General features: G+C 73.0%; 11 protein-coding genes. 4 read left to right on the forward strand and 7 right to left on the reverse strand.

The annotated features are described in order from the left end of the window. The first annotated feature begins 52 nt into the window (after positions 1-52). The 4 genes from JE024_RS28145 to mshC all read left to right on the forward strand — a co-directional run bounded on the left by JE024_RS28145 (position 53) and on the right by mshC (position 3,666). Positions 53-757, forward strand: coding sequence for a histidine phosphatase family protein (locus JE024_RS28145; protein ID WP_205376784.1), 705 nt, complete (start codon positions 53-55; stop codon positions 755-757). A gap of 176 nt (positions 758-933) precedes the next feature. Beyond that, positions 934-1,524 carry a DUF3090 domain-containing protein gene (locus tag JE024_RS28150; protein WP_205376785.1) on the forward strand — a complete coding sequence of 197 codons (591 nt, stop codon included), beginning with the start codon at positions 934-936 and terminating at the stop codon, positions 1,522-1,524. Next, positions 1,488-2,315 (forward strand): SCO1664 family protein, encoded by an 828-nt coding sequence (locus JE024_RS28155; RefSeq protein WP_205376786.1) that lies wholly within the window; start codon positions 1,488-1,490, stop codon positions 2,313-2,315. The genes JE024_RS28150 and JE024_RS28155 overlap by 37 nt, the downstream gene beginning before the upstream one ends. Positions 2,316-2,436: 121 nt before the next feature. Continuing rightward, the gene (gene mshC / locus JE024_RS28160; protein WP_205376787.1) at positions 2,437-3,666 is read left to right on the forward strand and encodes a cysteine--1-D-myo-inosityl 2-amino-2-deoxy-alpha-D-glucopyranoside ligase; all 1,230 of its coding nucleotides are present in this window, start codon (positions 2,437-2,439) and stop codon (positions 3,664-3,666) included. A gap of 91 nt (positions 3,667-3,757) precedes the next feature. On the opposite strand, the gene JE024_RS28165 is transcribed toward mshC, so the two are convergent. From JE024_RS28165 to JE024_RS28195, 7 genes are all read right to left on the reverse strand, one after another. Further along, positions 3,758-4,975, reverse strand: coding sequence for a PAC2 family protein (locus tag JE024_RS28165; RefSeq protein WP_205376788.1), 1,218 nt, complete (start codon positions 4,973-4,975; stop codon positions 3,758-3,760). 163 nt (positions 4,976-5,138) lie between these two features. Then, entirely contained in the window at positions 5,139-5,810 is a 672-nt protein-coding gene (locus JE024_RS28170) for a FadR/GntR family transcriptional regulator (RefSeq protein ID WP_205376789.1), read from the reverse strand. Between the two features lie 34 nt (positions 5,811-5,844). Next, positions 5,845-6,906 carry an LLM class flavin-dependent oxidoreductase gene (locus JE024_RS28175; RefSeq protein ID WP_205376790.1) on the reverse strand — a complete coding sequence of 354 codons (1,062 nt, stop codon included), beginning with the start codon at positions 6,904-6,906 and terminating at the stop codon, positions 5,845-5,847. A gap of 158 nt (positions 6,907-7,064) precedes the next feature. After that, positions 7,065-8,684: a glycerol-3-phosphate dehydrogenase/oxidase gene (locus JE024_RS28180; RefSeq protein WP_205376791.1), complete on the reverse strand. Its 1,620-nt coding sequence runs from the start codon at positions 8,682-8,684 to the stop codon at positions 7,065-7,067. A 15-nt stretch (positions 8,685-8,699) separates the two neighbouring features. Further along, positions 8,700-10,244 (reverse strand): glycerol kinase GlpK, encoded by a 1,545-nt coding sequence (gene glpK, locus JE024_RS28185; protein WP_205376792.1) that lies wholly within the window; start codon positions 10,242-10,244, stop codon positions 8,700-8,702. A gap of 52 nt (positions 10,245-10,296) precedes the next feature. Next, positions 10,297-11,088 (reverse strand): MIP/aquaporin family protein, encoded by a 792-nt coding sequence (locus JE024_RS28190; RefSeq protein ID WP_205376793.1) that lies wholly within the window; start codon positions 11,086-11,088, stop codon positions 10,297-10,299. Between the two features lie 408 nt (positions 11,089-11,496). Further along, positions 11,497-12,261 (reverse strand): IclR family transcriptional regulator, encoded by a 765-nt coding sequence (locus tag JE024_RS28195; protein WP_205376794.1) that lies wholly within the window; start codon positions 12,259-12,261, stop codon positions 11,497-11,499. Positions 12,262-12,453 lie beyond the last annotated feature (192 nt).

Below are 12,453 nucleotides of genomic sequence, written 5' to 3' on the forward strand. Positions count from 1 at the left end.
CCGCGACCCGGACCGGGCCCGCCCGCGGCGGCGGGGTCGTAGGCTTGCCGCCATGGCCACGCTGATCCTCGTACGGCACGGACGTTCCACCGCCAACACCGAGGGGGTGCTCGCCGGGTGGACCCCCGGTGTCCACCTCGACGAGCGGGGGAGCGCCCAGGCCGCGTCCCTGCCCGGCCGGCTTGCCCGGGTGCCGCTCGCGGCGGTGGTGAGCAGCCCGCTGGAGCGCTGCCGGGAGACGGTGGCGCCGTTGCTGGCGGCCCGCCCCGGGCTCGCGCTCCACACCGACGACCGCATCGGCGAGTGCCACTACGGCGACTGGTCCGGGCGCAAACTCGCCGAGCTCGCCCGGGAACCGCTGATGGAGGTCGTCCAGCAGCATCCGTCGGCGGCCGCCTTCCCGGGCGGCGAGTCGATGCGCGCCATGCAGGCCAGGGCCGTCGAGGCCGTCCGGGAGTGGAACGACCGCGTGGACCGCGAGCACGGCGAGCACGCGGTCTTCCTGATGTGCTCGCACGGGGACATCATCAAGTCCCTGGTGGCGGACGCCCTCGGCATGCATCTCGACCTGTTCCAGCGCGTCCACGTCGAACCGTGCTCGGTCACCGCGATCCGCTTCACCCGCACCCGCCCCTTCCTGCTGCGGCTGGGCGACACCGGCGACCTCGGATCCCTCGCGCCGGCCGAGCCGGACGAGGAGAGCCGCACGGAGGACCGCGGGCAGGGAGTGGTCGGAGGTGGCGCGGGCGCACCGTGATCGCTCGGCGCAGTAGGGTGGACGGGCCGCGGGCCGAAGGCCCGTGACGACGACCGGACGCCCACGGCCGAAGCGCGCGCGAGCACCAGCTCCGGCTCCGCGGGCGCACGGTCTGGACGCTCCGTCGAAGACCGACCGAAGACCGATCCGAAGACCGATCCCAAGGGAGACAGGACGTGTCCCGTCAGGTGTTCCTCTACGACCCGCCGGAACGTTTCGTGGCCGGCACGGTCGGGTTGCCTGGACGCCGTACGTTCTTCCTGCAGGCTTCCGCCGCAGGCCGCGTCACCAGCGTCGCTCTGGAGAAGACCCAGGTCGCCGCGCTCGCCGAACGGATCGACGAGCTGCTCGACGAGGTCGTGCGCCGCACCGGCGGCAACGCACCCGTCCCGGCCGTCGCCCCGACCGAGGTCGGGGACACCGCCCCCCTCGACAACCCGGTCGAGGAGGAGTTCCGGGTCGGCACCATGGCGCTCGCCTGGGACGGCGACGAACAGCGCATGATCGTCGAGGCGCAGGCTCTCGTCGAACTCGACGCGGACTCCGAGGAGGACCTCGCTGAGGCCGAGGAGCGGCTGCTCCAGGACGAGGAGAACGGCCCGCCGATGCTGCGGGTGCGGCTCACCGGCGTCCAGGCCCGCGCCTTCGCCAAGCGGGCCCTCGACGTGGTGAACGCCGGCCGCCCGCCGTGCCCGCTGTGCAGCCTGCCGCTCGATCCGGAAGGACACGTATGCCCGCGCCAGAACGGATACCGACGGGGAGCGTGAGCGCGGCCGATGCGCTGACCCTGCTCACCGAGGGCGAGCTGACCGTCCGGGGCCAGGTCCGTGAGGCGTCCAACGCGGTGCTGTACTGCACCGTCTCCCTCGACGGGACCGAGGCGCAGTGCGTCTGGAAACCCGTCGCCGGCGAACGCCCGTTGTGGGACTTCCCCGACGGCACCCTCGCCCAGCGCGAGGTCGCCGCGTACGAGCTGTCCGAGGCCACGGGCTGGGGCCTGGTGCCCCCCACGGTGCTCCGCGAGGGGCCCTACGGGCAGGGCATGGCGCAGCTCTGGGTCGAGGCCGACCCCGCGGCCGAGCTGCTCGCCCTCGTCGACGGGCCCGAGCCGGGCGACGGCTGGAAGGCGGTCGGCCTCGCCGAGGTGGGGGAGGGGCGCACCGCGCTCCTGGTCCACGCCGACGACCCGCGCCTGCGGCGGCTCGCCGTGCTGGACGCGGTGATCAACAACGGCGACCGCAAGGGCGGCCATCTGCTGCCCACGGCCGACGGCACCCTCTACGCGATCGACCACGGGGTGACCTTCAACACCGACGACAAGCTGCGCACCCTGCTGTGGGGGTGGGCGGGGGAGCCGCTGACGGGCGAGGCGACCGAGGCGCTGACGGCGGTGACCGGCGCTCTCGCCGAGGGCGCGCCGCTCGCCACCCGTCTGGCCCAACTGCTCACGGCCGCGGAGATCACCGCCCTGCGGGGCAGGGTCGGCGCGCTGCTGCGCTCCGGCACCCACCCCGAACCGTCGGGGGAGTGGCCCGCGATCCCCTGGCCACCGGTGTAGCCCTCACCCGCCGGGCGCCCCCGCGGCCTGCACACGCGGTCCGGGGGCGCAAGAACGCCCAACCGGCCAAGAGCAGTGATCCGGTTCGTATCCGGAACATGCGTCCGGTTAGGCTCAATGCATGCATGCCTGGCCCGCTTCCGAGGTCCCCGCCCTGCCCGGCAAGGGCCGCGACCTCAGGATCCACGACACCGCGACCGGTGGTCCGCTGACGCTCGACCCCGGTCCCGTCGCCCGTATCTACGTCTGCGGCATCACGCCGTACGACGCGACCCACATGGGTCACGCGGCGACCTACAACGCGTTCGACCTCGTGCAGCGCGTGTGGCTCGACACCAAGCGGCAGGTCCACTACGTCCAGAACGTGACGGACGTCGACGATCCGCTGCTGGAACGCGCGATCCGCGACGGCCACGACTGGACCGCGCTCGCCGAGCGGGAGACCGCCCTCTTCCGCGAGGACATGACCGCCCTGCGGATGCTCCCGCCGCAGCACTACATCGGAGCCGTCGAGGCGATACCCGGCATCGTGCCGCTCGTCGAGCGGCTGCGGGACGCCGGCGCCGCCTACGAACTCGAGGGCGACGTCTACTTCTCGGTGGAGTCCGACCCGCACTTCGGTGAGGTCTCCCACCTGGACGCCGAGGCGATGCGGCTGCTCTCCGCCGAGCGCGGCGGCGACCCCGAGCGGCCCGGCAAGAAGAACCCGCTGGACCCGATGCTGTGGATGGCCGCCCGCGAGGGCGAGCCGAGCTGGGACGGGGCGAGCCTCGGAGGGGGCCGCCCGGGCTGGCACATCGAGTGCGTCGCCATCGCGCTCGACCACCTCGGCATGGGCTTCGACGTCCAGGGCGGCGGCTCCGACCTGGTCTTCCCCCACCACGAGATGGGGGCCTCCCACGCCCACGCGCTGACCGGCGAGCACCCCTTCGCCAAGGCGTACGTGCACGCGGGGATGGTCGCCCTCGACGGCGAGAAGATGTCCAAGTCCAAGGGCAACCTGGTCTTCGTCTCCACGCTGCGCAGGGAGGGCGTCGACCCGGCCGCGATCCGGCTCGCGCTGCTCGCGCACCACTACCGGGCCGACTGGGAGTGGACCGACGACGTGCTGCGCGAGGCCGTGGAGCGCCTCGGGCGCTGGCGGGCCGCCGTGTCCCGTCCCGACGGCCCGTCCGCCGACGCGCTGGTCGACGAGATCCGCACGGCGCTCGCCGACGACCTCGACGCCCCCGCGGCGCTCGCCGCCGTCGACCGCTGGGCCGAGTCGCAGAACGCGGGGGGCGGCACCGACGAGGGCGCGCCCGGGCTGGTGTCCCGGGCCGTGGACGCGCTGCTCGGCGTGGCACTCTGACCCGGCGTCCCCGAGGGGGACGCACCGCGGGGGCGGCGCCGGTACGGCGCCGCCCCCGCTTCGTGTGTGCGGCCCGGTGTCCGGGCGGCGGTCAGTCCCCGCCCGGGCGGTCCGCGCCGCCCTCGCCGCCGCTGTCCGGCCCGGTGTCCGTCCGGCCGCCGGCCCCGGCGTCGCCGCCGGTGCCCGGCTCGGCCCCGGCGGGTCCGTCCGTGCCCGGCTCCTCGCCGGTGGCTCTGCCCGCGTCCGTACCCGAACCCGTGCCCGCGTCCGTGCCCGCGTCCGTGCCCGTGTCCGGCTCGTCGGCGGTGCCGGTGCCGGTGCCGGCGTCCGCCTCGTGCCCGGCGTCGGTGTCGGTGTCCGTATCGCGCTCGGGCCGGGGCGGCAGCGGCGGACGGGTACGGCCGCTCGCCGTGTCCCGCAGGTACGAGCTGCCCTCGCCGCCGTCGGTCGCGTGGCCGCCGGGACCGGATCCGTCGCGCCGGCGCAGATAGCGCTCGAACTCGCGGGCGATCGCCTCGCCCGACGCCTCGGGGAGCTCCGCGGTGTCCCGCGCCTCCTCCAGCGTCTGCACGTACTCGGCCACCTCGCTGTCCTCGGCGGCCAGTTGATCCACGCCGAGCTGCCAGGCGCGGGCGTCCTCGGGCAGCTCGCCGAGCGGGATGCGCAGGTCGATCAGGTCCTCGAGCCGGTTGAGCAGCGCCAGCGTCGCCTTCGGGTTGGGCGGCTGGGAGACGTAGTGCGGGACGGCGGCCCACAGGCTCACCGCCGGGACCCCGGCGTGGGTGCACGCCTCCTGCAGGATGCCCACGATGCCCGTCGGGCCCTCGTAGCGGGTCTCCTCCAGGTCCATCGTGCGGGCCAGCTCCGGGTCCGAGGTGATGCCGCTGACCGGGACCGGTCTGGTGTGCGGGGTGTCGCCGAGCAGGGCGCCCAGGATCACCACCATCTCCACACCCAGCTCATGGGCGAAGCCCAGGATCTCGTTGCAGAACGAGCGCCAGCGCATGGAGGGCTCGATGCCCCGCACCAGGACCAGATCGCGCGGCTTGTCACCGCCGATGCGCACGACGGACAGCCGGGTCGTGGGCCAGGTGATCTTCCGTGCGCCGCCGTCCAGCCACACCGTCGGCCGGTTGACCTGGAAGTCGTAGTAGTCCTCGGCGTCGAGAGCCGCGAACACCTCCCCCTTCCATTCCCGGTCGAGGTGTGCGACCGCGGTGGAGGCGGCGTCGCCGGCGTCGTTCCAGCCCTCGAACGCGGCCACCATGACCGGGTCGATCAGCTCGGGTACCCCCTCGAGCTCGATCACCCAGGCCTCCTTCCGAAGTTCTCTCCGTTACGGCCACAACCTTACGGCGTCACGGGTGCCCCGCCGCAGCCCCCTTGCACAGCCGGGTGAACTTCCCGGCATGTGTCAACCCCCGGGGCGCGAATGCCCTCCGCCCCGCCGCGGCGGGCGGGTCGCGGGCTCCCTACAGGGTGGAACGCAGCCACTGCTCCACGCTCGCCACGTGCACCGTCGCCCAGGACCGCGCCGCCTCGGCGTCCCGGTCGCGCAGGGCGGCGAGGATCGCCCGGTGCTCCCGGAGGGTGCGGCTCACCGCGTCCTCCTGGGTCAGCCCGCGCCAGACGCGGGCCCGGGTCGTCGGCCCCGACAGGCCGTCGAGGAGCGAGCACAGCACCGAGTTCCCCGCGGAGCGCACGATGCCCCGGTGGAACTCCAGATCCGCCGCGACGAGCTCCTCGACCGAGGGCGCCGTGCCCAGCGCGTCCAACCGGGCCCCCAGCGCGTCCAGTTCCTCCTCGGTGATCAGCGTCGCGGCCATCGCCGTCGCGGCGGGCTCCAGGATGCGGCGCACCACGAGGAACTCCAGCACCGTGTCGTCGCGGTGGAAGTCCACCACGAAGCTCAGCGCCTCCAGCAGCAACTGCGGGTCCAGGCTGGTCACATAGGTGCCGTCGCCCTGGCGCACGTCGAGGATGCGGATCAGCGCCAGCGCCCGCACGGCCTCCCGCAGCGAGTTCCGGGAGAGGCCGAGCTCCGCGGCGAGTTCGGCTTCCCTGGGGAGCCGGTCGCCGGGGCGCAGGGTGCCCGAGACGATCATTCCCTTGATCTTCTCGATGGCCTCGTCGGTGACAGCCACGGGGCGACCTCCAGACATCCGATGTATCGCCCCATTATGAGGTCCAGAGCGTGGTCGGGGCCTCCTTCCGCACGACCGGGGCGACCTCCTCGGCGAAGCGCGCCAGCATGTCGGTCTGCTCGGCCCGCTCCAGTCCGAAGCCGTCCACGGTGACCGACTGCAGATCGTGCCCGTACACCTCGTGCCAGCCGAGGATCTTGTCGATGATCTCCTGGGGGCCGCCGATGAGCTGCGGTCCGCCGGCGACGGCGTCCTCGATGGTGCGGAACGGGGTGTTGTAGCCGGCCTTCCCCTCCAGATCGGGCCGGAAGCTCTGCGCCACCTTCGCCTCGTACAGCTCCTTCCAGCGGGACACCGCCTCGCGCGCCGAGCCGGCGATCAGCAGCCCGCCCGAGCCCGCGGCGACATGGGCGCGCGCCGGGTCGTGCCCGTACGCCGCGAAGCGTTCCCGGTAGTGGCCGATCAGCCGGGCGTACGCCTCGCGGGGCTGGATGGCGTTCGCGGTGAAGAGCGGATCGCCGTGCCGCGCGGCCAGCTCGGTGGAGTTCGGGCTCGTGGCGGAGCCGTGCCAGACGCGCGGCGGGCCCGCGTACGGGCGCGGCACCGTGGTCACCTTCCGCAGCGGCGGCCGGAACTCGCCCTCCCAGTCCACCTCCTCCTCGCGCCACAGCCGCCGCAGCAGCTCGTACTTCTCCCGCTGGAGATCCCACTGCCGGGACTCGTCGAGCCCGAAGAGGTCGAAGTGGCCCGCCTCGGCCCCCTTGCCGACGACGAGTTCGACCCGGCCGCGGGAGAGCTGGTCGAGGGTGGCGTAGTCCTCGGCGACCCGTACCGGGTCGAGGATCGCCACCACCGTGACGCCGGTCAGCAGCCGGATCCGGCGGGTGCGGGCGGCCAGCGCGCCGAGGACCGCGGTCGGGCTGGACGACAGGAACGCCCCGGCGTGCCGCTCGCCGACGGCGAGGGCGTCGTAGCCGAGGCGCTCCGCCTCCTCGCCGACGGCGAGGACGTCCTCGAACCGGTCGGCGGCGGAGGGGAGTTCTCCGGTGAGGGGGTGCGGGGCATGACCGATGAGGGAGAGCACCTGGAACTTCATGCCCTCAACTCTCGCCACCGTGTGTTGCGGCACTGTGGCGGCCGTGTGGCAGCACCGGCGGAGCGGCGCCCGCCCCGCACCGGCGGAACGGCGCCGGCCCTGGGCCCTTCCCAGCCCCCCGGCGGACCCGCCCCGGGGGGCGGATCCGCGGGTGCGCGTCAGCGGTCGCCGAGCACGTCCTCGACCCGGGCGCGGACGGTGTCCGTGGCGAGACCGCGGATCGTCAGCGTCGTCCGGCGGCGCAGCACGTCGTCCGCCGTCTCGGCCCACTCGTGGTCCCGCGCGTACGCGACCTGCGCCCAGATCTCGGGGGCGTCCGGGTGCACCCGCTCGGCGAGCGCCGGGTCCTCGGAAGCCCGCCGGGCTATGTCGAACGCCAGCGAGCCGTAGTGGGTGGCGAGGTGGCGGGCGGTGTCCGCGGCCATCCGGGGGCCGGGGGTGCCGCCGTCGACGAGCAGCCGGTGGGCGACCGCGTTCGGGTTGGCGATCCCGGGCAGCGGGAGCTTCCTCGGCAGCCGCGCGATGGGCTCCATGTCCTCCGAGAGCGGCCGGCCCGGCAGCGCCGCCAGCTTGTTCATCACGGTGCGGCCGATGTGCCGGAAGGTCGTCCACTTGCCGCCGGCGACCGACAGCATGCCGCCCCGGCCCTCCGTGACCACCGTCTCCCGCTTGGCCTTGGAGGTGTCGCCGGGCCCGCCCGGCAGCACCCGCAGACCCGCGAAGGAGTAGGTGATCAGATCGCGCGAGAGCTGCTGGTCGCGGATGGAGAAGGCGGCCTCGTCCAGGATCTGGGCGGTGTCCTTCTCGGTCACCGCCACATCCGCCGGGTCGCCCTCGAACTCCTCGTCCGTGGTGCCGAGGAGCAGCATGTCCTCCCAGGGGAGGGCGAAGGTGATCCGGTACTTGTCGATCGGGGTCGCCAGCGCTGCCTTCCACGGCGAGGTGCGCTTGAGGACCAGGTGCGCGCCCTTGGACAGCCGGATCGAGGGCGCGGCGCCCGCGTCCTCCATCCGCCGCAGGTGGTCGACCCAGGGCCCGGTCGCGTTGAGCACCAGCCGGGCGTCGACACCGAACTCGGTGCCGTCCGTGCGGTCCTTCAGCTCCGCGCCGGTGACCCGGCCCCGGGTGAAGCGCAGCCCGGTGACCTCGGCGTGGTTGAGCACGGTGGCGCCCGACTCGACGGCCGCGCGGACGGTCATCAGCGCCATCCGCGCGTCGTTCATCTGGTCGTCGCCGTACACCGCGACGGCCTTGAGGTTGTCGGTGCGCAGCTCCGGCACGTCGGCCGCGGCCTTCGCCGGGCTGAGCAGATGGCCGACGCCGTCGCCGAAGGCGGAGAGCGCGGAGTAGGCGAACACGCCCGCGCCGAGCTTCGCCGCGCCGTGCGGCCCGCCCTTGTAGACGGGCAGGTAGAAGGTGAGCGGGTTCGCCAGGTGGGGGGCCACCTGGCGGGAGACCGCCCGTCGCTCGAAGTGGTTCTCCGCGACCAGCTTCACCGCGCCGGTCTGCAGGTAGCGCAGACCGCCGTGGAGGAGCTTGGAGGAGGCGGAGGACGTGGCGCCGGCGAAGTCGCCGGCGTCCACCAGGGCCACCCGCAGCCCGGACTGCGCCGCATGCCAGGCGGTGGAGATGCCCAGGATGCCGCCGCCGATCACCAGGAGGTCGTACGTCGCCGTGGAGAGCTGCTCCCGGGTCTCGGCGCGGCTCGCGGCCTTGAAGGAGGACACCGAGCCGGAGGCCGGGTGCGTCCCGGAGGGGACGCTCTGCAGGGTGGTCATTGTTGCTGCTCCTCGTCAGTTTTCCTCGTCGAGCCAGCCCATGGTCCGCTCCACGGCCTTGAGCCAGCTCTTGTACTCGCGCTCGCGCCGGTCGGCCTCCATGCGGGGGGTCCACTCGGCTGCCCTGCGCCAGTTGGCGCGCAGCGCGTCGGTGTCGGGCCAGAAGCCGACGGCCAGGCCGGCGGCGTAGGCGGCGCCGAGGCAGGTGGTCTCGGCGACCATCGGGCGCACCACGGGGGCGTCCAGGAAGTCCGAGAGCGTCTGCATCAGCAGGTTGTTGGAGGTCATGCCGCCGTCGACCTTGAGCGCGGTCAGCTCGACGCCGGAGTCCTTGGTCATGGCGTCGGTGATCTCGCGGGTCTGCCAGGCGGTGGCCTCGAGCACGGCACGGGCGATGTGCGCCTTGGTGACGTACCGGGTCAGTCCGGCGATCACACCGCGGGCGTCGGAGCGCCAGTACGGGGCGAACAGACCGGAGAAGGCCGGCACGAAGTAGGCGCCGCCGTTGTCCTCGACGGAGAGGGCGAGGGTCTCGATCTCGGCGGCGGAGTTGATCAGGCCCATCTGGTCGCGCATCCACTGCACCAGCGAACCGGTGACCGCGATCGAGCCCTCCAGGGCGTAGACCGCCTTCTGGTCGCCGATGCGGTATCCGACGGTGGTGAGCAGGCCGTTGTACGAATTGACCGGCTGGTCGCCGGTGTTCATCAGCATGAAGGTGCCGGTGCCGTACGTGGACTTGGCCTCGCCCTTGGCGAAACAGGTCTGGCCGAAGAGGGCCGCCTGCTGGTCGCCCAGCGCGGAGGCGACCGGGACGCCGTCGAGCGCCCCGCCCTTGGCGGTGCCGTAGACCTCGGCGGAGGAGCGGATCTCGGGGAGGATCGCGGCCGGCACCTCCATGGACTGGAGGATCTTGTCGTCCCACTCCATGGTGTGCAGGTTCATCAGCATGGTGCGCGAGGCGTTGGTGACGTCGGTGACGTGCACACCGCCGTCGGTGCCGCCGGTCAGGTTCCAGATGACCCAGGAGTCCATGGTGCCGAAGAGGATGTCGCCGCGCTCGGCGCGCTCGCGCAGGCTCTCGACGTTGTCCAGCAGCCAGCGGGCCTTGGGGCCGGCGAAGTAGGAGGCCAGGGGCAGCCCGGTCTCGCGGCGGAAGCGGTCCTGGCCGACGTTGCGGCCGAGTTCCTTGCAGAGGGCGTCGGTGCGGGTGTCCTGCCAGACGATGGCGTTGTGGACGGGCTCGCCGGTGTTCTTGTCCCACAGCAGCGTGGTCTCGCGCTGGTTGGTGATGCCGATCGCCTTGACGTCGGCGGCGGTGATCCCGGCCTTGTGGATCGCGCCGGCGACGACCTCCTGGACGTTGGTCCAGATCTCGGCGGCGTCGTGCTCGACCCAGCCCGGCTTGGGGAAGATCTGCTCGTGCTCCTTCTGGTCGACCGCGACGATCCGGCCGTCCTTGTCGAAGACGATGCAGCGGCTGGACGTGGTGCCCTGGTCGATGGCCGCGATGAACGGCCCGGTGCCGTGGGAGGACGTGGTGGTGGGTGCGTCGGTCACGGGGTGCTCCTGCTCAGGTCTGAGGATGTACGGCTCGTGCGGCGGTCGTGTCTCAGGCGAACGCGATGTTGTAGATACCCGCGGCGGCGGCCGCACCGATCAGGGGACCGGCGACGGGGATCCAGGCGTAGCTCCAGTCGGAGCCGCCCTTGTTCGGCAGCGGGAGCAGGGCGTGCACGATGCGGGGGCCGAGGTCGCGGGCCGGGTTGATGGCGTATCCGGTCGGGCCGCCGAGCGACAGACCGATGGCGACCACCACGAGGGCGGTCATCAGGCCGCCGACCGGGCCGAGGCCCTTGCCGCTGTCGTTGAGCCCCTGGGTGAGCACGGCGAGGACCAGCACCAGGGTGCCGATGATCTCGGTGGCGAGGTTCTGCCAGACGTTGCGGATCTCGGGGCCGGTGGAGAAGATGCCGAGCACCGGGCCCGCGTGGCCGCTGCCCTCCGCGTGGGGGCCCTCGATCGGCTTGTCGGCGGGGTCGCCGACGATCTCCCGGTCGGTGAGATGCGCGTGGAACTGCCCGTAGTAGGCGATCCACACGAGCGCGGCGCCGATCATCGCGCCGAGCATCTGTCCGGCGAGGTAGACGGGGACGTCGCCCCAGCTGTTGTCCTTGATCGCGATGCCGAGGGTGACCGCCGGGTTGAGGTGGGCACCGGAGAGCGCGCCGGTCATGTAGACCGCGGTGAGCACCGCGAAGCCCCACCCGAAGGTGATGGCGAGCCAGCCCGCGTTGCGGGCCTTGGAGCTCTTGAGGGTGACGGCGGCACAGACGCCGCCACCGAGCAGGATGAGCACGGCGGTGCCGATGGTCTCACCGATGAAGATCTTGTCGCTGTCCACCCGCGACTCCTTTGTCCTACGTCCAGGGGAAGGCGGACCCCGGGTCCCTCCGGAGGTCCGCGCCCTCAGATGGGGGCGAATGCCGGCCCTTGGCGTTGTCACACTCTAGCGCGTATTGCCGTTAGCTGTTCGACAATGCCGACCGATGCACGGCAGTTTTGTCCCGGGTGAAGACGGCGTCAAGGGTTGAGGGATCGAAAGCCGGATCGTTATCCGATGATGCGCTCGCCCGTAGGCACCTGCCCGCGGGACGGCCCGCGCAACCGCGCGCGGGCACGCCGCGGCGGCCGCACGCGGGCATGTGGCGGCCCCGGGCGGCGGGGTGCGGCCCGGGGCGGGGCGGGTGCGGGCGCGGCCGGTGGCCGCCGGGTGGGGCGGGCGATGGCCCGGGCGCAGGGGGCGCCGGGTCTAGAAGCGGCTGGCGCCCAGGTCCCGGGAGACCGCGCGGGCGCAGTCGCGGACCGCCGCGACCAGCTCGGAGCGCAGCTCGCCGCCGTCGCAGACGCGCTCCACCGCGCCCGTGATGGCGATCGCGCCCACGGGCATGCGCCGGCGGTCGTGGATGGGGGCGGCCACCGAGGCCACGCCCTCCCAGGTCTCCTCCACGTCGGCCGCCCAGCCCTTGGCCCGGGTGAGGTCGAGCAGCGCCTCGAAGGCGTCCAGCTCCGTCACCGTGGCCGGGGTGAACGCCTTGCGCTCCACTTCGACGGCCTCGGTGTGCGCGACCGGGTCGTAGGCGGCCAGCACCTTGCCGAGGGCCGTGGAGTGCAGCGGCTGCATGGCCCCCACCTCCAGCACCTGGCGGCTGTCGTCCGGGCGGAAGACGTGGTGCACGACGAGCACCCCGTGCTGGTGCAGCACGCCCAGGTGCACGCTCTCGCCGCTGGAGCGGGCCAGGTCGTCCGTCCACACCAGGGCGCGGGCCCGCAGCTCGTGCACGTCCAGGTAGCTGTTGCCGAGCCGCAGCAGCTCCGCGCCGAGCTGGTAGCGCCCGGAGGCCGGGTCCTGCTCGACGAAGCCCTCGGCCTGGAGGGTGCGCAGGATGCCGTGGGCCGTCCCCTTGGCGAGGTCCAGCGAGGAGGCGATGTCCGACAGCCCCAGCCGGCGCTCGCCGCCGGCGAGCAGGCGCAGCATGGCGGCGGCCCGCTCCAGTGACTGGATGTTCTTCGCCATCGGATCTGGCCCTTCTCCACTGCGGTTCGACGAGCGGTGTGCGACGAGCGGTCTGCGGTACCCCGGGTAGAGGGTGACGGCTTGGATGGGTGTTCGACAATGCTGAACACTATCGGTCCATGCCGACCTGGTCATCGCAGAAGGAGTATCCCCCGGCCGAGCTACCCACGGAAACCCGGATGGAGTGGTTCC

It is taken from the genome of Streptomyces zhihengii, assembly GCF_016919245.1.
GTDB classification, from domain to species: Bacteria; Actinomycetota; Actinomycetes; order Streptomycetales; family Streptomycetaceae; genus Streptomyces; species Streptomyces zhihengii.